Here is a 19,836-nt window from a genome sequence, read left to right on the forward strand (position 1 = left end):
AGGGATCAGGATCCGCTGGGGAGCACGTGTACGGTGAATGCCCCGGGCGTCTCGAGCGAGTCCAATGACGCGTCGAGCAGGCGGCTGGTGTCGATGCTGGCCATCGCCGCGGCGGTGGCCTGCATCACCGGCAGCAGCGGTTTGGTGAGGTTGTACAACGGGACACCGATTTCCTTCTCGAACTCCGAAACCCGCGTCAGCAGCACACCGGCCCCATCGGAAACGTCCTTGGGATAGTCACCGCCGGTGTGATAAAGGGCCTGAACACCGGCGTCCAGGAGACCTCCCAGCGACGCGTTTATCAGTCGAACCGGCTCCGGCAGATTGGCAGACGCCGCCGCGAGGGCATCGTCGTGCTGCAACAGCACTTGCGCTTGAACCAGGATGTTGCGGATGTCGTCCTTGTCGGACGTGACGAGTTCATTCAGCCGATGGTTGAAGTTGGCGAGCACCGGAATTGGTGCGGTACTCGACATGGCTGTCGTGAGTTCGTCCACGATGCGGCCGAACTGTTCGGGATCCAGTTTGATTGCCAGTTTGCTGACGGTGACCGCCAGCTCGCCGATGGTGCCGGGCACGGCCGCCGCATCGGCGACTACCCGCTGGTTGTTCTCGATCATCGGCCCGCCGGCCGCCGTGGGCTTGATAGACAGGTATGTCTCCCCCAGCGCCGACAGATTCTCGACCCGGAACACACTGTCCAAGGGCAGCGAAACACCTGGGGGAAAGGCGAACTGGACCGCGACGTGCTGGGCGTCAGCAGTAACCGCGGTGACCTCGCCGACCTGAACGCCCCGCAGGAGGACGCGGGATCGAGGAATGAGCCCATTCGCATCCCGCACCATCAACGTCGCGTGATGCCAGTCGGCGCCGGTGGGGTTCCACTGCACACCCTGCCGGCCGATGGCTAGGCCCGAAGCCACCAGCAGCGCAATCAACGCCGCCGCTGACACGACGTTGCGAATCATTGGATAACCCCCAACTGCCGTAGGAGCCGCTGCGTATCGGCTGTTCGATCGGTACCATCGACGCTGGTCACCGATGTGATGTCCACCCGGGGGTCGAGGGCAAAGGGTAGCAGCGTCTGGTTGGTGAAATCTCGCACGCTCGGCACGCCGGTCTGTTCCATCGCGGTGGCCACCGAGTCGAACACCGGAATCAGCCAATAACCTTGAACGATCAACGACCCGGCGCCACCGATCAATGCAAGGACTTTTGCCACCGTCGGTGGGACGAGTGCCCAGACTCGCTGGCTGCGATCGGAGAGGTAGTCGTCCAGGTAGTCCTTCCGGTTGCGCAGTACGGTGGCCAGGTCTGAGACGTTGGCCAGCGTCCGGTCGATCTGGTCACCATTGACCGCAAGGTTTCGCAGATCGGCAGCCAGTGTCGAGGCATCCCGGTGCAGACCGGCGGGGTCGTCCGGCATGGCGCGATTCAACCTTCGCAACATGCCTTGTATTTGCTGAAGGCTGCCGGTGCCCAAGAACGACGACAAGGTCGACATCATGTCCTCGATGGAGGTGGGGGGCAACGTCCGGGCCACCGGGATGGCGGCTCCGGCGGTTAGCGGTGGCGCCATTGCACTGTCGGTCGGCTTGGCCAACCTGATGTAGGAGTCGCCGAGGATCGTGTCCTGGACGATGGCCGCGGACGAGTTGCCCGGAATGGCGGCCGCGGAATCCACGTCGACGTTGACTCGTGCTACGCCGTTTCCGAGGTTCACGCCGCGCACCACGCCGACGTCGACCCCTTCGTAGGCGACCCGTGAGCCGGCAGGAAGGTTGAGGGCATTGCTGAATTCGATGACGATGCCGAGTTTCTTGGTCCCGCTGACGTCGGGGACCTGCATGCGCACCGGATTCAGCCCGCATCCGGAGATCGTTGCGGCCAGCACCAGGAGTGCCGCTGTCAGTTGGCGTCTCATGGTTGCTTGGCTCCCCCTTTGAGGACCAGTTGGAGCATGTCGATGGAGGTGATTCCGTCCGGGACACCGTAGAACAATCCGCAATGGTCTTTCTGGTTCATGTCGTTCCGTGCGCAGATCTGGCCGTCGTCCTGCGGCCCGGCCGCTACCCGCGGCGACAGAACCGGGATGCTCCTGACGTTGACCCGGGCCCAGAAGTTGCGGATGCCGTCGAGAACGTTCGGCAGGGTGCCTGCATTCATGACGATCACGCCAGTGTGGTCGGACAGCAGGCGCACGGTCTTTGCCGCGGTGTCGAGGGTGTTCCAAACGATGCCGCGCAAGTGCGTGGTCACATCCACCAGTAACTGTAAGAGTGGGGCCACCTTTGACAGCACGGGCGTTAACCCGCGGAACAGTGTGCTGGTCTCTCGCGCGACGGGGCCGGCATGCTCAAGGACGGCGTCGATCCCAGCCCAGTTCTGGACCGTCGTCGTCATGAGCGACGATGTTCCCCTGATGAGTTGATCGGCGGTCGCCATGTCACCGCCCGAGTCCTTGACCGCATTGGCGAAGTCCGAGAGTGCCTGCCGCAGGCCAGGGCCGTTACCGTCGAGTTGACTGCTCGCCGCGGTGACCAACCGGGTCAGCGTATCGCCCTGGCCCGCGTCCATCGTCTGCCGTATCACGTTGTTGAAGGCCGCCAGTCCGTCGGAAATGCTCTTTGCAGTGGCGGTGCGTTCCAGCGGAATACACGCCTGAGGCTTGAGGGTGCCACGCGCTGGATCACCGCCGCTCAATTCCAGACTTCGATCGGCGAGGATGGTCGGGGAACGGGTGGCCGCGCCGACATCACCCGGAACGCTGACACCGTCGTCAAGGCGAAATCGCACCGTGACGGACAGCGGCCCGCGGTCAACGGCGTCGACGGTGCCGACGGGTACCCCCTTGCGGGTCACGGAGTTACCGGGATAGAGGCCGATCGTGTCGTCCATGACCGCGCAGTACTCGGCCGCCGGAGTCGAATGCGTCAGCGTCGAGCACCCCGACCCGGCGGCGACGGCGATCGTGATACTTGCAACTGCGGTGGCCTTACTGGCGCACCGGATGCTCAGCATGTTCGCCCCGGTGCGGGAACGCAGATGTCGGTCGCCAGTAACTGCTCTGGCGGTATAATGCGCCGGCCATCGGGCGAGACGGCTTTCCGCAGGTTGTCGACGAAATTGCCCAGATTCCCGACAATTCGTGGAATGTCGGTGTTGATGACGTTGAGCGCATTGTTGGTGCGCTGCAGCACATCCAATATCCAGTCGCGGTGGTTGGCATAGAACTTGGCCCCGACGCCACCGAGCATGTCGAATAGCTTGCCGAATTGAATCCCAGTTTGAGTTATTCCATATTTGATCGAGTCCCATAGCGTCAGCAGAAGTGCCGCATTCTGGATCAGATCGATCAGCATGGGGCGGTTCTGCTCGGCAGCGTTGACCAGTTCCTTAGTGGTGTCGAATATCGTGTGCAGTTGCTCGCGTTGCCGGTTCGCGATTTGGGCGATGGCCTTGGCGAGTCCCCGTTACTGAGTCCACCCGGTCATAGAGTCGGGTTGGTTTTATCCGTTCTCAGGTGATGCTGCAGGCCACCGGGGTGTGGGTGCACCGGCAGGCAGCAGCGTACTCGGCTGGCGTGCGGTAGCCCAGTGCCGAGTGGCGGTGTCGGTGATTGTGCTCGTGCTTGAAGTCGCCGATGACCACGCGGGCCTCGAACAGGGTGTTCCAGTAATTACGGTTGAGGCACTCCTTGCGTAGCCGGTTGTTGAACGATTCGATGTAGCCGTTGTCCCACGGGCAGCCCGGCGGTATGTACACCATTCCGGTCCTGTTCTCGCAGAACCGTTGCAGCGCTTGAGAAACCATCTCCGGTCCGTTATCCAGGCGCAGCACCTTCGGCGGGCCACCATTAGCGGCAAACACCTTCTTCAATTCCTCGACCAGGCGCTCGCCGGTGATCGAACGCTCCACCAGGTTCAGCAGCGACTCGCGGGTGTGCTCGTCGATCATCGAGGCGATCTTGATGGCCTTACCGTCGATGGTGGAGTCGAACTGGAAGTCGATCGCCCACACCACCTTCGGCGCATCGGCGATGATCGGCGGCACCGAGGAGATGCCCGCCCGCTTCCGCGGACTGTGCACACGGACCTGCAGGCCTTCTTCGCGCCACAGCCGGTGGATCTTCTTCTTGTTGACCTCACGGCGCTCGTCGTAGCGCAGTGTCGCCCAGGCGCGCCGGAACCCGTGGCAGGGATGTTTGGTGGCGTAGGCGCGCAGCCAGGCCCTCATCTCGGCGTCCGGATCGGTCGGGGTCTGCGCCAACGGCAGGCGGCGGTAGGTGGAGCGGGCCAGCCCAACGGCCTTGCACGCCAGCCGCTCCGACATACTCAACGTCTCCTTGAGCATGTCCACGGCGCGGCGCTTGGCAGCTGGGCTCAGAATTTTCCCTTCGCGACCTCCCGCAACGCGTCCTTCTCCAATTCGGCTTCGGCCAGCAGCCGCTTGAGGCGCCCGTTCTGCTCGCGCAGCTCTTTGAGCTCTTTGGCGGCATCGGTGTCCATGCCGCCGTAGGTGCGCCGCCAGTTGTACAGCGTGGCCGGCGAGACCTGCAGCTCGGCGGCGATCTCCTCGCCAGTCTTGCCCTCGGCAGCCAGCTCATCTGCCCGGCGCAGTTTGCGCACGATGTCCTCCGCGGAATTCCGCTTCCGACCAGCCATGTGTTCATCGTCCCTTCTGGCCCGACATCGGGCCACAGGACTCTAAAACGGGTTGGACTCATTCAGCGGGAACACGCCAGCCTGGATGCCTTGGCTGATAGTGGTGATTGCCCCGGGGTTGGTTTCCAATCCGTTCGCCAGCCGATCCAGGTCCTGTCCTAATTGTGTTGCGTTGACCTGTTGGAGTTTGGCGGCGCTGTCAGCGAGCAGTTCGGTCAGCTGATACGGGGCTTGGGCGCGCTCGGCGGGGATGATTGCATCGCCGAGGGGTTTGGCGCCCTTCGACTCCACATTGACGTAGTAGCCGCCCGCGGCGGTCAGCATGCGGACGGATACCGTGCTCTGATCTCCGATGTAGATGCCGTCGTCGATGGTGATCTCGACCCGCACGGAGTCGCCGACCAGGCGCACGTTGGCGACCTGTCCGGACGGGACGCCCGCGACGCGCACCTGATTGCCCGGATGCACGGCTACCGCGTCGTTGATGAAGAAGGCCATCGTCCGCTGCCCCGGCGGCCACAGATAGACGTATGCCGTCGCGGCCACAATCACCGCCACTACGAGGTATACGCCGATGGCGATAGCAACTTGCCGGGTAACAGCGTTGCCATGCCCGGTCAGACTGCCGCGGATGCGTGCTGCTAGCGATTGCATAGCACCACCGATTCGTCGGCAAGGAATACCTTCATCATTGGTGGTAGAACCAATCGCCCGTCGGTGCAGTTCAAATCGGATCCCGGGTTGTTCAGTTGTGGCTGCATACCCACATACATGCCGGGGAGACGCTCGAAGAATTCGGGCACCCGGTACAGATTGGCCCGCATCACGTCAAAATTCTTGTCCAGCTCAGGACCGTCTCGCAGGCCCAGCTCCCACAGCAGGCGAGTAATAGACGCGGTGAAATTGGGACCGTATTGAGAAACGTTGATCAACGTGCTCTTCACCGAGTAGACAATCGCTATGGCACTTTTGAGGGACGTGAGAAGTTTGATCACGCGATCGGAGCGGCCCTGAACACCGGTGGCGAACAGGGAGATATTGTCGACCAGGGTGCCAATGGTTTGGTCGTGGTCAGCAGCCTTGCCCGCGATCGTCCGGATACTGTTGACCAGATCCGCCGCGCCGGCGCCGTCCCCTTCCAGGAACGTTGCGAGCTTCGCGGTGAACTCATTGACATCGGCGGGGTCGAGCGTCCGCAGCACAGGAGCGAGCCCGTTGAACAGGGTTGTCATGTCAAATGATCCGGTGGTCTGTTTCAGCGGAATTGTCGAGACCGACTGCGGATGGGAGACGTCGTCGTCGCGGATGTCGATGTACCGCGCCCCGGTCAGGTTCTGAAACTTGACGGTCAGATGGGTCGCGGTGGTCATCCGCTGGTTGCGGACGAGTTCCATTTCCACGTCGGCGACATTCGCGTCCCCGTCACGTACCACCTTGATGGACACCACCTTGCCGACCTGCACCCCCTGGCGTCGCACATCGGCGCCTGCACGCACCCCGGATACGTCGGTGAACTGAGCGTGGTAGACCGCCGTCGATGCGTCCACCGGGTTTCGCAGCGCGTTCACGATCAACACGTAGATCACCCCGGTACACAGCACGGCGATCAGCAAGCTGATCGCCGAACGTCGAACAGCCCTCATCGCGCACCACCCAGCGTGCCGTCCAGGTTCGATGTTGGCGGGAGCGCCGATTCCAGAGCCGGCAATGGTTCCAGCACCAGTCGCAGCTTGAATGACTTCTGATTTGTGTGTTCGGTGCTCGGGCCGTTGTAGATCTCGGTCAACCCAGCCAACAGTTTGTCCAGGCGGACTGATCCCCGGGACCGCTGAACCATGGAGCTCACCGCATCGGCAAACGCCCTGACGATCTCGGTAGTTGGGCCAAGTTCCCGCTGATATTTGCCCAACACGTCACCCGCCTTGCCCAGCAACTCATTTCCGACCCCCTCAAGAGTGTCGGCGAGGGGACCGGGTCTGTCGATGAACTCCTCCAAGGCCGGTCGATTACGGAAGCCATGCACGCTCGCAAAGACGCTCTCGGCGAGCACCGGCAACGGCTCCAGAATCCGGTTGACACGCCCTAACTGCACGGCCGGCTCCTCTCGTTGGGTTTCCGCGATCAGGCTGGTGAGCGCAAACCCGGTCTCGAGAAGGGGTGCCAGCGCTGCGGTGTAGTCGACGCTGCGGCCGATGAGGTGGGCCAGCTTGTCGGTGAGGATCTTGTTGGCGAAGTTGACTGTCCCGGTGAGAAGCTGCGCCATCGTGGCATTGATCTCCGGTGCCCGGCCAATGCGCTGTCCGTCGGCGATCGCGTTGCCGCCCTCACCCGGTTCGAGACTCAGGGCGGAGACGCCGAAGGTGTTGGCGGGGCGGAAGTCGTATCGAAAGGCGTCAGTAAGTCCGCGAGTGTCGTTGCGGTTCAGCTGAATTCCCACATCTGTCAGCTCACCGTGATGGTTCAGCTCGGTGACGGTGCCGACAGCCACTCCGCGCAGTAGCACCTTGGCATCGACATCGATGCCCTCGCCCACGCTGGGGGTGGTCAGTATGAACTTGACGGCATCGGCCGAGTGTTTCGCCGGCCAGAGTGTCACCACCGCGTACACGAGCAGCGCCACAGTCACCACCATCACCCCGGTGCCCACCAGTATGCGGTGCTGATGTTCGTCAGTGCCGCGCAGAAGTTCAGACATTGATCAGCCTCGGAACACATACGAGGGGAACAGGCCCCAAATGACAACGGACAGCGCAAGATCGAGCACGACGATCATCACCAGACTGGCCCGGATCGCGCGACCACTGGCCACCCCGACACCGGCGGGCCCTCCGGACGCGAAATAGCCGTAATAGCAATGGATCAGGGTCACCGCCATGCAGAAGACCACCGCCTTGAGCACCGAGAACCCGATGCCAGGTACGTCCAAGAACTGTTCGAAGTAGTGGTTGTAGGTGCCGGCCGACTGCGTATGCACGACGGTCACCAGGGTCCGGCTCACCACGAAACTCAACAGCAGCGTCGCCAGGTATGCCGGTGGGACACAGAGCATTCCACCGAGCAGTCGGGTACCCACCACAAACGGTATCGAGCGGATACCGATCGACTCGACAGCATCGATCTCCTCCGACACTCGCATCGCGCCGAGCTCGGCGGTCATCCGGCACCCAGCCTGTGCGGCGAAGGCGATCCCCGCCGCGATCGGCGCCATCTCGCGCACATTGGCCAAGCCACCGATCACGCCGGTGAGAGCGCCGAACCCCAGCATGTCGAGCGCGGCGAATGCTTCGACCGAAACCATCGCACCGATCCCGAACCCCAGGATCAGCATGGTCGACACCACGCCACTGTCGACGATGAGCGAGCCTCGCCCCCATGCCATGTTGTTGAGAATCTTCATTGTCTGCTTGGGATAGTGCCGCACGGTGATCGGCAGCAGCCAAATGGTCATGGCGACGAAGATCGTGAATTGCCCCAGCTGGGCAGCCGCGCTACTCAGCGGACGCAGAATAAGTCGCTGAATTGGCGTGGTTAGCCAAGCCAGTGGGCTATACGCGGCGGGCGCGGTCACGCGAATTGCTCCGGGAAGAACATCGTCTGTAGCTGCGTCAGGACGAGCGCAACGAAGACATTCGTAACAATGCTGAGCACCACCGCCGCGTTGACCGCATCGGCAACCCCGCGCGGTCCACCTTTGGCCTCCATCCCGCGTAATGCGGAAATAATGGTCACCAACACCGCGCCCGCCAACACCTTCACCAAGGCGAAGATGAGGTCCGTGGTGTTGGCAAACCCGCCGAAGGACGCCCAGAAACTGCCCGGATTCACATTGGAAACCTTCACGGAAATAATGAAGGCCGTTCCCACACCGACGAAGATGATGGTGGCCAAGATCATCGGGGCGATGATCAACATCGCCACCAGTCGGGGGGCCACCAAGCGCTGCACCGGGTCCACACCGATCACCCGCATCGCGTCGAGTTCCTCGCGGATCGCCCGCGTGCCAAGATCGGAGGCAATCGCCGACGCCGCCGCACCTCCCATCAGGAACGACGCACACATGGGCGCGCCTTGGCGGACGATCCCCAATCCGCTGGCCGCACCGGCCAACGACGACGCACCCACGTCGTGCAACAGCCCGCCAGTCTGCACGGTAATCAGTGCACCGAACGGAATGGCCAGCAGGACCGCGGGGAACGCGGTGACAGTGAATAGCGACCATGCCTGCGTCAGGCACTCCCCCATCGGCACCCGGAGGCGCAGGATGTCGGTCACCAAATACCGAACGGCCAACACAGTCAGCGTTACCGATCGACCCACCGTGGCCGAACCCAAAACCAGCCGTTCATACAAACCATGCTTGATCGACGTGACCAAGCGCCCCGTAGCACCGTCGGCACGGTGGCCGGATTGACGCTCAACCACGTTCGGCAACGGACTCTCCACAATTCATGCTCCCGGGTCAGCGCCGGCAACTGATCGATACAGCCTCCCTTCGGCTGCCATGCTGTGTATCTCACAGCATGGCAGAGCCTCAGAAGTGGCAATCCTCAAATATCGAAGCCAACATTTTCACACCAGCCCCTTACTGGGGTGTTCAGATTCTGGACACTTCCATCGAGTACTCAGCAAACTATTGTGGTATCCGTCGGGTGCGGGTCACGCGGACCCGGACCGCACAGAATCGCACGCTAGGACAGGAGCCGCCGATGAACGCCGTCTTCCAGCGATCCGCTGGCGCCGCGTTCTTGTGCGCGGTGACAGTGGCCGGATTGGGTACTGCACCGACTGCTGGTGCCTACGACTCGTGGTGTGACCTCGTCGAATCACACGGCGCCCGCATCGCGTTGCTCGCCGAGCCGCTGCGCACCAATCCCGGCCCCATGGACATCGGCCGACTAAACAGCTACTACAACCGGGTGATCCCACTACTCAACACCGTCGGCTTCGCGACATTCTGGTACCCGAACGTATGGGGAAGCCCAGACATTCGGTCCGACACCCGCGATCTGCTGGCCGGCATGCATACCCTGCAAGATTCAGCCAACTACGGGCAACCAACAGCTGACATGGTGCAAGACGTGGACAACGCGGTCGCGGTGCTGCACTCCAAATGTGATGGCCGCGTGGGGCTCCCACCGCGCGGGACTACGGCTTGGTAACCGAGAATGCCGCACCGGCACCAGGGTTACTGCGCCACCAGCGGCGCAAGGTGCGCGCTGGCGAAGGCCCGGACCGCATCAGGGTCGTCGAAGGACACGAAGCGGGAAGGGCTCCCCAGATAGGAGAAGCTGATCTTCATCAGCAGCTCGGAAATGATCAGCAGGTCCTCGTCGGGTTTCGTCGACCCGGAGGCCTTGAGGAGCGCGGCGAGGTGACTCACCAGAAGGTCGGTCATCTTTCGTTCCACGTACCGCACGAGTTCATGAGGCAGTGCCGCCTCGCCACCGATCAGCAAGCGGCGCAGCACTTTCCGCGTATTGAAAATGCGGACCGCGGTACAGAACGCCTCCACTACCGCATCGGCGGGCCCGCAGCCGGTGACCGCATTCTCCAGTTCGGTAACCGCATCGTCGCCGACTTTGTTCATGACGGCGACGACCAGACCTTCCTTGTCGTTGAACCGCCTGTAGAGAGTGCTCCTGCTGACTCCGGCCCTCCGCGCCATCTCCTCGACGCTGGATCGCCGCAGACCGAACAGAGTGAATTCTTCCTCAGCGGCCGCGAGTATTGCGTCGTTCTGCGCACCCGCCGAATCGGCAGGCGGATCGTAGGTACTGCGACTCATCAACCGGCGCTCCTCACCACATCCCGCCACAGCACCGCTAACTATAGACTTTGACATGCTGACACATATATCGTCGCAATGTGTCACATCGAAGCGTGCTCGGTATCTACTCCGTCCGCTGTGGCGTCAACGTGGTGGTGGCCGCGTTAGCGGTGACACTCGCCGGCTGCAGCGACTTCCTCACCGGCACAGTCGATCTGCCTACTTATGCACCGGTGACATCGCCGCCTGCCCCACCGTCCCCTTCTGCGGTACTCTCCTCCGGTTTCCCACGCGAGGTCCCCGTTCCCCGCGGGCTGTACCGCATGGGACCAGGACCGGTGGACAAATCCGTATCCCTCGTGGTCACGGGCATTGCGATGAACTCCCTGGGTGAAGCCGAACGGTTGTTGCTGGACGCCGGCTACCAGCGGGAGCGTGTACTCGGCCAGGAGGCGTATGTGGGCACGCGCTACGTGGTGTTACTGACCGGCGATCCCGGCACGGGCGGTGGCTACAGCATCAGCTATATGGTGCTGGATACCAGCGCTGTGCCTGGACTGCCGGCAATGCCGAGTCTGACGATTCCGACGCTCATACCCGTTCCGCCCGCCCACGACGGCACTGGCCAATCGCGGCAGGCCCGGTAGTGGGGCATCAGTACAGCACCCGGTTCGAGCGACTGAGCCGCTTCATCACCCGATACAGTGCACGAGTTGTCCTGGTATGGCTGGGTTTTGGCGCTGTACTCGCTGTCGCGTTCCCACCACTGGAGCAGGTCGCCCGCGACCACGCGGTTTCCCCGATGCCGACCGATACTCCGGCGATGGCCACGATGCTGGAGATGGGCAAGAAGTTCGGCCAGGAGGGGTTCGACAACTCGGTGATCGTCGTGATGACGAGCCCCAATGGCTTCTCGCCGTCAGCGCAAATCCATTATCGCGCCACCGTCGAACGCCTGCGAGCAGATTCCGCTGCCGTTCGATTCGTTCAGGACCTGATCGGCAATCCGTTGGCCCAAAGTACCCCTGCGCTCAGGGAACAGGCCATGAGCAAGGACGGCCACGCTTGGCTGATGATGGTGGGGCTGCAAGGGCAGTTGGCGTCCCCTGAGAGTTTCGTCGCCATTCAGCGGGTGCGATCGACGATCCAACAGTCGTTTCAGGACTCAGGCGTCACCGCGAAGGTGACCGGGCCGGGTGCGACCTGCGCGGATATCGCCAATCAGAGCGTGAAGGACCTGGTGGTGATCGGTGCCATCGTGGGCTTGCTGATCACCACCATCTTGTTGATGGTCTATCGGTCCGTGTTTACCGCTGCCCTGCCAATAGTCGTTATGGCCGTGTCGATCTTCGTCACCAGAGGCGTTGTCGCCGCGATCGGTACGACGGGTGCTCTGTCGCTGTCACCGCTGGCTTCGGCGCTGATGACGTCGATCATGGCGGGCGCATGCGTCAACTACACCGTGTTCCTCATCAGCCGGTATCACGAACGTATCCGCGCGGGCGAGGAGCCCATCGATGCCTTGGCTCACGCCAGCGGGTCCATCAGCAAGGTGACATTGGCGGCCGCCGCGACCGTCTTGATAGCGAACCTTGCGCAGCTCACCGCGAAGCTGAAGATGATCGCGTCCGTTGGACCGGTGATAGCGATCGCTATCGCCATCGCTTTTCTGGCCAACATCACCCTGGCTCAGGCGGTTCTTGCACTGGCATCCAAACGTGGCTGGGGATTGCCGCGCCGCGACCTGACCCGCCGATACTGGCACCGTATTGGTGTCCTCGTGGTCCGTCGACCGGTGCTGACCCTGATGTCCAGTCTGCTGATTCTCGCGACGCTGGTCGGCTTCGCCACACAGATCCGTTTCGGATATGACGACCGCGCCGCGCTGAAGAATCTGCACACCGAAAGCAGCGAGGGCTACCAGTTGCTGGACAAGTACTTCGACTCCAATACCGTCATTCCACAGTTCGTCATGGTGACCGCCGACAAGGACCTTCGCACCCCGCAGGGTCTGGCCGACCTCGACCAAATGGCGCAGAGAATGTCCCAGATTCCCGGAGTCTCGAAAATTATCGGCATCACGCGACCGGACGGAAACAAACTCACCCAGGCCACCCTCGCCTGGCAAATCGGAACCATGGGCCAGCAGCTGAGCCGTGCGCACGACAAGGTCTCCGACCAACTGCAACCCCAGGCCGACCAGATGGTGGCGATTGCCGGGGTCGTGTCCACCATGATGACAGAATTCAATGACACCGACCTTCAACAGCTTCGACGAGCTGTTCCGCAGATCTTGTCCAGTGCCAAGGACTTTTCCCGAAAGCTAGGCGACTACCGCCCCGCTATTCGCGATCTCAGCGAGGCCGCGCGAATCGTCGCAAAGCTCAACGATATGGCGCCTCCAATGGACTCGATTGTCGCGGACACCAAGTCCGCCTTCGACGCCATCAACCGTGCCAGCGCCGCTCTCGACACGAATCCGATGTGCGCGGGAAACCCTGACTGTGAACAGCTCAGACGCTGGCTTGCCTCGTTAGCCGTTATGGACCGCGATGGGGTCCTTGCCGATATCCAGCGAATTGGGTCGCTGCTGCGAAATGTCTCACAGCAGGATTCTGTGTCAAAGTTCTCCGAACAATTGACACACGCCATTGACCGAGTCCAGCCATATTTGAACCAGCTCCCGGCCTTGGAAGCAAAATACAACCGAGTCAACGGATCGCTGCAGAAACTGCAGACCATGGGAGCTACCCCCGAGCTCATGAGAGCCTTCGGGCAACGCGCACGAGAGCTGGCAGGGCAAATGCGCGACACGACGGCCGCCATGACCCAGGCCGCAGCCTTCCTGCAGACCATCGGTCACGACGCCGCCGGGGCATCGGCCTCGGGGTTCTACGTACCTACATCGCTGCTCGACAGTCCCGACTTCGCCACCGCCGCAGCACGATTCATCACCACCGACGGAAAGTCGGCCCTCTACCTCATCCAATCGACCATCAACCCCTACAGCGCCGAAGCCATGGGTGTCGTCACGGCACTCAAGATGGTCGGCGAGCAGGCTCGACCGAACACCGAACTCGCCGGGGCAAGAATTGGCGTCGGCGGCTTCCCCGCACTCAACGCCGACCTGCAGACAACCGTGTCGCGCGATCTCAAAGAAATCGTTGTAGTCACCCTGATCATCATCACGGTGATCATGTGTCTACTCTTGCGCGCCGTGATCGCACCGCTCTACCTGATCGCCACCGTCCTGCTCACCTATCTCGCCACATTGGGCGCGGGGGTGCTGCTATTCCAGGTCATCTTGGGCCAGGAGATATTTTGGGCCGTCCCCACCATGACATTCGTGATGATCGTTGCGGTCGGTGCCGACTACAACATGCTGCTCGTATCACGACTGCGTGAAGAATCCACAAAATCCATGCGCCTGGGCACAATCCGTACCGTCACGGTCACCGGATCGGTGATCACCTCAGCCGGCATGGTATTTGCCGCATCCATGTTCGGGATGATGGCCGCATCGATTCAGAATGTCGTACAGATGGGCTTCATCATCGGATTCGGCCTACTGCTCGACACCTTCGTAGTCCGCACACTGACCGTCCCAGCGATCTCCGTACTGCTCGGCCGCAGAATATGGTGGCCGGCCAAAGGATGAGATGGGCAGCTAGGCACTACAGGTAGATCGACTGCAGTTCGACGTAGCTGTCGAGCGCCTCCGGTCCCCACTCGCGGCCGATACCGCTGTCCTTTACACCGCCAAACGGGGCTGCTGGATCCAAGTCGTAACCGTTGATACCGACCGTTCCGGTTTCGACCCGCTGTGCTACCGCGCGGGCGCGGTCACGGTCTTGCGACCACACGGTACCGCCCAGCCCGTATGGCGAGTCGTTTGCGATCGCGACTGCGTCGTCAACATCGTCGTAAGCGATCACAGCGAGCACCGGGCCGAAAATCTCTTCCCGCGCGATCACACTGTCGTTCGCGACATCGGCGAAGATCGTCGGAGCAACGAACCAGCCTTCACGGTCGGGACGCGTGCCGCCCGCGATCAGTCGGCAGCCTTCTGTCTTGCCGCGTTCGATGTATCCCTCGACCCGCTCGCGATGGCGCGCTGACACCATCGGACCGATCATCGTCGACTCGTCGACCGCGTCGCCGATCGTCGCCACGTGCGCCAACCCGGCCAGAATGTCAACGATCTCGCCGTAGCGGCCACGCGGTGCCAGTACCCGGGTACCAAGAAAGCAGGTCTGGCCGTTGTTCAACAATGTCGCCTTGAAGAACTCCTCCATCGAACCGGCAACGTCTGCGTCGTCCAGCACGATCGTTGCCGACTTGCCGCCGAGCCCAAGCGAAACCGGACGCAGCAGCTTGCCGCAGGCCTCAGCAATCGAGCGTCCCGTCGCGGTCGACCCGGTGAAGGCGACCCGGTCGACGCCTGGGTGGCTGACGATGTGCGCACCGATCGCACGGTCGCCGGGCACGATGTTGATCACGCCCGGCGGCAGTTCGGCCTCGGCGATGGCTTCACCCAACAAGATGGCATCCAGCACGGTCTCGGGTGACGGCTTGACCACAGCCGTATTACCGGCAGCCAAAGCCGGGGCGATCTTCGTCATTGCGAGAGTCTGGGGGAAGTTCCACGGCACGATGACGCCGACGACGCCCATCGGCTTACGGACGACGTCGATCTCGCCTCCAAATAGGCCGGCACGCCGGGTCACGCTCGGCTGGTCGGAGACGAGCCCGGCGTAGTAGCGCAGTAGCAGTGGCGGAAAGCCAGCCTCAAGGCCGGTCGAGACGACGATCGGCATGCCGTTCTGGCTCGAGACCGTATGCGCAATTTCCGCACCGCGCTTCTCAAGGGCGTCGGCAAGGCGGTTGAGCAGCTCGGCGCGTTCGTCGGCGTTCTTCGCTGACCACTCGACGAAAGCCTTCCGCGCCGCGGCAACAGCACGATCAACGTCTGCTGTCGATGCCGCTGAAACGCTACCGAGGCGCTGCTCTGTACTCGGATTGACGACCTCGATCCGCTGCGCACCATCACTGGCAACCCACGAACCATCGATGAAAAGGCCGTCGTGCTCGATAGTCGTTGACACTCGATTAGCTCCACCCGGCTCGGTTGACTCTCACCGATCGTGCCGTGGATCGAAAGGCCGCGATGTTGTATTTCTGGACAGTGCCCTTCGCGAGGGTTATCCCGAAAACAGTCGTAACGGCGCCGATCAACACATCGGAGCGGTATCGACGAACCTATCGCGGCTCATGACACTCGTTCCGTCCAGCTACCGTGTTCGATCAGAAGTCGCACTTCGGATCCGAATCAGGCGCCCACGAGAGGCCCTGCAGCGTTCAACTTTTGGACACCGGAGCGACGATTCCGTAGCGCCGGATCGCTCGGTACAGCGTCGTTCTACTAATACCGAGCTGCGCGGCGGCGGCCTGTTTGTTGCCATCCGCACTTCGCAATGCCACGACGATCGCACCGCGCTCGGCTTGTTCCATCGGAGTTAAGACACGCGAGCGGGCTCGACTGCGGTATCGCTCGGGCAAGTCGTGCACTGCGACGTCACCGACACCTCTCGTGTCGATCACATGCTGCACGACTGTGCGCAACTCACGCAGATTCCCCGGCCACGGTTGACCAGCAAGCGCCTCGAATACGGCAGGGGTGAAGCGTAATTCGCGAGGCGCATCCAGTTCGGCGAGAATCGAGGCGACCAGCGCGGGAATTTCGTCACGCCGACTCCGAAGGGGTTTCAACTCGACGTGCTCCATACACCCCGCCACCATTCCGGCAATCTCACCGTCGAGCTGATCGACAGGAACACTCGTCAGTACAGTGCGCGCAGCCGTCTCTCGCATCGCAGTTACCAGACACCGCGCCATCCGAGGTGGCATCACATGGACGGATTCGATAACCACATTCGCCGAACCGGCCAGGCAATTATGCAGCTGGCTCAGCCATGCTCGCTCGCCGTGCGTAACGATGTCGGATGCGTCCACCCACTTGGCGCTGCCGCGGCCGGCAACCACCTCGCGAGCGGCGCTCGTGCATCCTGATCCGGGCTCACCGCACACCGCCACCGATGTCGAGAGGTCGGCCGGGACCGTGCCGATGTCAACAGGGCCTCGATGCGCTGTTTCGAAGGTGAATATCGCACCATCCGCTACCGGCACAACCGATGCCATGACAACTCGACCCGAACCCAATCGCAGCAATTGCGGACGACCCCTCATCCCGGACGCGTCGAGGGCCATATCACGCAGAACCGCATGATCTCCAGCGGTGAGTATCTCGACTCCGGCCTCGTTAGCCAGAAACACGTCCATGCCCAATGCGACTACAGGCAAGCCCCGATCGCGAACCGATGCCAACTGGAATGCCTCGAGTAGCAACCGGTCCCCACCGCGCCCCGCTGCGAGCAGCCGCATCTCGATCTGCCGGCTCACGCGAGCCAAAAACGGCGCAAGCAATGGATTCATTTCCGTCGTGGCGCAGCTGACGTCAAGGACTCCCTCCAACCTGCGCGTCGCGGGGTGGTAGATCGGGTACCCGACACAGCTGAACTGCTTGAGCGACTCGATGAAATGTTCTTCCCCGTGCACCGTCACTCCGCCGCCGACCTCGACAGCTGTTGCGATCGCACTAGTGCCGATCGCCTCTTCGCCGACTGCTCGTCCAGCGACGAGGCCGAGCCGTTCCACCTGCACCCGCATGTCTGGCCGACCGCAACGCACGTCGACCAGACGCGGCTCCCGGTCGGCTAGCGCCACAACGAAATCCGTTCCCTCCAGCGCCATCGCAACGTCGTCCAGGACCGGCCCAGCCGCCTGCATCAACCGGCTGCCACGATTGACCGCCGCGAGGCCGGAGCTGTCGATGCGGATGCCCGGATGCAGACCGCTCAGCGAGGCGCGGCGCCATGACGCTGCGATCACCGGCCTCGTCGGCATCCCTAACGTGTCCATCAGGAGCTACCCCTGCCTCTCTCGGCATGCCCGGGCCTGCGCGAAGACTGCGCGTGGGGCGTGGCCATTTCGACAGGCTCCACCCGACAGGGTGCAGACCGGCCGCTGGAAACGGTAGCTTATTTAGACATGCATGTCTAGGATGCGTTCTAGGGGAGAGTCCGAAGCCGCACCTTCACACAAGCCACTCTCACGCCGGCTCAGACTGCGGAAGTCGCTTCTGCCGCAGTTCATTAGGCCAACCAACGAGTTGAGGAATCAGATGAATGTCTTGTCAGGCAAGGCCGCCGTCTGGATGCGTCAGTCGTGGGTGTATTGACGCGCATTTTGGGTTTCGAACTATCAACGACTCGTCGCCGAGGTCAGCGGACGGCTGATGTCGAAAACACTGCTGCACTGTTGATGAGCGCTCCGCGCAATCTGAGCGGATATTTGGCCCGCTGATCAAGAAGAGCAATGGCAATCGCGATGGATCATCGTCACGAGGAATATGTGCGATCCGCCGCTATTCCCAATCACGGGCTCCGGCAAGCATAAAGACCGCCGCCTCTTCAACTTCCTCAATTGCCACGGCGGGGTGGGATTGCCACCAAGCGATCGCGGAAATGATAGCACCCAAAGCCATCTCGAAAATCACTTCGATCGCGTGACTATCAGCCGCGAACCCGGCCTTTCGTATATCCTCAGCCAACAGCATCGTCGCGGTAGCCCTCAGCGCGGCTCGCGTTTGCGACCGGACCTCGAACACGTCCTGCTCGGACTCGTCGGTTTGTCGGAATAGTAGGTTCCACGCATCGGGCTTGCGTTGCGCGAACTCCAGCAGCAGCCTCAGTATGTTTCGTCCGCGCTCCATTGGGCCGCCGGCGGCTAAGGCGGCCACGCCCACGTACTTCACCAATTCGGCCAGTTCCTGTTGGAAGACCGCCTCAAAGAGTTCCTTCTTCGAGTCGAAGTAGTAGTACAGCACCGTACGAGTGATGCCTGCCGCGCGCGCGATATCACCCATTGAGGCTTGATAGCCGTCCCTCGCGAACGTCGACAACGCGGCGGCCAGTACGTACTCACGGCGTCTTTCGCTGCGCGCGAGAGACCGCTGCTGGGTCATTTTGCTCCGGTCCGCTATAGGTTCTTACTGAGGTCGAGCGACCGTACATTCGATGGAGCCACTATTCCTGCAATGGTTATGGCAGCCGTCCTCAAAGGTAGGTCGATACCAGACCACATTAGTCAAAGTCCGCCCGGCCGTGCCAGCCGAGTGTGAGTTGCAGTGACCTGACCCCGACCGGTTGGTCAGTTCATGGGGTCCGGCCAACTGAAGTGCCAGGTGCAGTTGATTCGCGGCCCGAACCGCGACCTGCGCCGGCCAGCCTCCACCATGGACATCGGCCGACGAACCGAACTTCACCGTAACGGGGTGAACCCCAACCTTCTGCGACGAATACAACCATCGCCGACCCCACCGCAGCCTGCCCCACCGCGTCCGCACCGACCGCGTCGACCAAGTGGGAGCGGTCACCCTGCGCGTCAACGGACGCCTGCACCACATCGGCATCGGCCGCCACCACTACCGAACCCGCGTCCTGATCCTGGCCCACGACCACCACATCACCGTCATCAACGCCGCCACCGGAGAAGTCCTGCGCAACTTCACCCTCGACCCCACCAGGGACTACCAACCCACCGGCGCACCCAAAGGCACAAAAACGAAAAAGTCCCGGACCTAAAGTAGGTCCGGGACTATTCGTATGTCCTGCGACATCACATGGTAGCGGGGACAGGATTCGAACCTGCGACCTCTGGGTTATGAGCTACCCGGTACGCATTTCATAGCGTCCGCACGGTCTCAGCCGTGCAGGTCAGAGCGACTCGACGTTCCGCGGCGTTACGGTCCGTTTCACCATGTTCCATTCGTCTCGCTGCGTTTCGTTCACAAATCCGTTCACAAACTTGGGCGCCGAAACGCGATCCGCACGTGTGCAAACCGCCCACACCCCATGCGCGACGTCATCCCTTCAAAGCCCGGGTTCCGTGCAGCTATCCCCGCAGCAGTGGACGTTGCAGCCCCAGCTCCGCCCTACGCTCTAACGGTGGGTTTCACCAAATCACAGGCCGAGGAAGAGGCTTCTCACGGCTATGGGTCGTCCGACAAGTCGGTACGCCCTGAGCATGTCGACGATGCCGTGCTGAGGGAGCTGACTCTTGAGAACACGACGGAATCGTCATGCAGCTACTTCAACAGGAGCCGGGCCAACCACGCGGCAATGATAACAACCGGGAAGTTCATGCGCCACGCGCCCGCCGGACGCAGCCAGCCGCGAGCCAGGCTGCATCTAAGTTTGAATTTTATTGGTGGACAATTGAATTCGATGTAGCGAGCAAAAATCGCTGGAGGATGCCAATTTCCAATGCCATTATCGAGGCATGTCT

18 protein-coding genes and 1 pseudogene are annotated in these 19,836 nt (G+C 61.9%); 5 read left to right on the plus strand and 14 right to left on the minus strand.

What is annotated here, in order from left to right; translation table 11 throughout:
- Nucleotides 1-5: 5 nt before the first annotated feature.
- The 10 genes from A7G45_RS24395 to A7G45_RS24440 form a co-directional block, all read right to left on the minus strand.
- The gene (locus tag A7G45_RS24395; RefSeq protein WP_260940814.1) at nucleotides 6-968 is read right to left on the minus strand and encodes an MlaD family protein; all 963 of its coding nucleotides are present in this window, start codon (nucleotides 966-968) and stop codon (nucleotides 6-8) included.
- Complete coding sequence (locus A7G45_RS24400; RefSeq protein WP_260940815.1) at nucleotides 965-1,924, minus strand: MlaD family protein; 960 nt, start codon at nucleotides 1,922-1,924, stop codon at nucleotides 965-967. Before A7G45_RS24400 ends, A7G45_RS24395 begins: the two co-directional genes overlap by 4 nt.
- Nucleotides 1,921-3,021: an MlaD family protein gene (locus A7G45_RS24405; RefSeq protein ID WP_260940817.1), complete on the minus strand. Its 1,101-nt coding sequence runs from the start codon at nucleotides 3,019-3,021 to the stop codon at nucleotides 1,921-1,923. Before A7G45_RS24405 ends, A7G45_RS24400 begins: the two co-directional genes overlap by 4 nt.
- Nucleotides 3,015-3,362, minus strand: a complete 348-nt coding sequence (locus A7G45_RS24410) for a hypothetical protein (RefSeq protein ID WP_260940818.1) — start codon at nucleotides 3,360-3,362, stop codon at nucleotides 3,015-3,017. The genes A7G45_RS24405 and A7G45_RS24410 overlap by 7 nt, the downstream gene beginning before the upstream one ends.
- A gap of 157 nt (nucleotides 3,363-3,519) precedes the next feature.
- A protein-coding gene (locus A7G45_RS24415; RefSeq protein ID WP_407667536.1) for an IS3 family transposase occupies nucleotides 3,520-4,664 on the minus strand; the annotation gives its coding sequence in 2 pieces (ribosomal slippage) (nucleotides 3,520-4,400 and nucleotides 4,400-4,664; 1,146 coding nt in all).
- Between the two features lie 42 nt (nucleotides 4,665-4,706).
- Nucleotides 4,707-5,318 carry an MlaD family protein gene (locus A7G45_RS24420; protein ID WP_260940819.1) on the minus strand — a complete coding sequence of 204 codons (612 nt, stop codon included), beginning with the start codon at nucleotides 5,316-5,318 and terminating at the stop codon, nucleotides 4,707-4,709.
- Nucleotides 5,306-6,307 carry an MlaD family protein gene (locus A7G45_RS24425; RefSeq protein ID WP_260940820.1) on the minus strand — a complete coding sequence of 334 codons (1,002 nt, stop codon included), beginning with the start codon at nucleotides 6,305-6,307 and terminating at the stop codon, nucleotides 5,306-5,308. The genes A7G45_RS24420 and A7G45_RS24425 overlap by 13 nt, the downstream gene beginning before the upstream one ends.
- Complete coding sequence (locus A7G45_RS24430) at nucleotides 6,304-7,272, minus strand: MlaD family protein (protein WP_260940821.1); 969 nt, start codon at nucleotides 7,270-7,272, stop codon at nucleotides 6,304-6,306. Before A7G45_RS24430 ends, A7G45_RS24425 begins: the two co-directional genes overlap by 4 nt.
- Before the next feature lie 90 nt (nucleotides 7,273-7,362).
- The gene (locus tag A7G45_RS24435; RefSeq protein WP_377042191.1) at nucleotides 7,363-8,205 is read right to left on the minus strand and encodes an ABC transporter permease; all 843 of its coding nucleotides are present in this window, start codon (nucleotides 8,203-8,205) and stop codon (nucleotides 7,363-7,365) included.
- Between the two features lie 23 nt (nucleotides 8,206-8,228).
- Nucleotides 8,229-9,038 carry an ABC transporter permease gene (locus tag A7G45_RS24440; protein WP_377042190.1) on the minus strand — a complete coding sequence of 270 codons (810 nt, stop codon included), beginning with the start codon at nucleotides 9,036-9,038 and terminating at the stop codon, nucleotides 8,229-8,231.
- Between the two features lie 332 nt (nucleotides 9,039-9,370).
- Between A7G45_RS24440 and A7G45_RS24445 the strand changes: the two genes are divergently transcribed.
- A complete protein-coding gene (locus tag A7G45_RS24445; RefSeq protein ID WP_260940823.1) occupies nucleotides 9,371-9,823 on the plus strand; it encodes a hypothetical protein in 453 nt (150 codons plus the stop codon).
- Between the two features lie 26 nt (nucleotides 9,824-9,849).
- Here the strand turns inward: A7G45_RS24445 and A7G45_RS24450 are convergent, their stop codons facing one another.
- Nucleotides 9,850-10,449, minus strand: coding sequence for a TetR/AcrR family transcriptional regulator (locus A7G45_RS24450; protein WP_260940824.1), 600 nt, complete (start codon nucleotides 10,447-10,449; stop codon nucleotides 9,850-9,852).
- Between the two features lie 80 nt (nucleotides 10,450-10,529).
- Here A7G45_RS24450 and A7G45_RS24455 point away from each other — a divergent pair, with 80 nt between their 5' ends.
- Together A7G45_RS24455 and A7G45_RS24460 are read left to right on the plus strand one after the other, a co-directional pair.
- The gene (locus A7G45_RS24455; RefSeq protein ID WP_260940825.1) at nucleotides 10,530-11,078 is read left to right on the plus strand and encodes a hypothetical protein; all 549 of its coding nucleotides are present in this window, start codon (nucleotides 10,530-10,532) and stop codon (nucleotides 11,076-11,078) included.
- Nucleotides 11,079-11,245: 167 nt separating this feature from the next.
- Nucleotides 11,246-14,089 (plus strand): annotated as a pseudogene (locus A7G45_RS24460) (MMPL/RND family transporter); the annotation flags it as partial.
- A gap of 16 nt (nucleotides 14,090-14,105) precedes the next feature.
- Here A7G45_RS24460 and A7G45_RS24465 read toward each other — a convergent pair.
- From A7G45_RS24465 to A7G45_RS24475, 3 genes are all read right to left on the minus strand, one after another.
- Nucleotides 14,106-15,536 carry an aldehyde dehydrogenase gene (locus A7G45_RS24465; RefSeq protein WP_260940828.1) on the minus strand — a complete coding sequence of 477 codons (1,431 nt, stop codon included), beginning with the start codon at nucleotides 15,534-15,536 and terminating at the stop codon, nucleotides 14,106-14,108.
- Between the two features lie 253 nt (nucleotides 15,537-15,789).
- Nucleotides 15,790-17,409, minus strand: coding sequence for a sigma-54-dependent Fis family transcriptional regulator (locus A7G45_RS24470; RefSeq protein ID WP_260940830.1), 1,620 nt, complete (start codon nucleotides 17,407-17,409; stop codon nucleotides 15,790-15,792).
- A 505-nt stretch (nucleotides 17,410-17,914) separates the two neighbouring features.
- Entirely contained in the window at nucleotides 17,915-18,514 is a 600-nt protein-coding gene (locus A7G45_RS24475; RefSeq protein WP_260940837.1) for a TetR/AcrR family transcriptional regulator, read from the minus strand.
- 397 nt (nucleotides 18,515-18,911) lie between these two features.
- On the opposite strand from A7G45_RS24475, the gene A7G45_RS24480 reads away from it, so the two are divergent.
- Both A7G45_RS24480 and A7G45_RS24485 read left to right on the plus strand, forming a co-directional pair.
- Nucleotides 18,912-19,133, plus strand: a complete 222-nt coding sequence (locus tag A7G45_RS24480; protein WP_260940839.1) for a hypothetical protein — start codon at nucleotides 18,912-18,914, stop codon at nucleotides 19,131-19,133.
- Between the two features lie 363 nt (nucleotides 19,134-19,496).
- The gene (locus A7G45_RS24485; RefSeq protein WP_162563522.1) at nucleotides 19,497-19,781 is read left to right on the plus strand and encodes a hypothetical protein; all 285 of its coding nucleotides are present in this window, start codon (nucleotides 19,497-19,499) and stop codon (nucleotides 19,779-19,781) included.
- Nucleotides 19,782-19,836: the final 55 nt, after the last annotated feature.

It is taken from the genome of Mycolicibacterium llatzerense, assembly GCF_025331195.1.
Taxonomy (GTDB): domain Bacteria; phylum Actinomycetota; class Actinomycetes; order Mycobacteriales; family Mycobacteriaceae; genus Mycobacterium; species Mycobacterium llatzerense.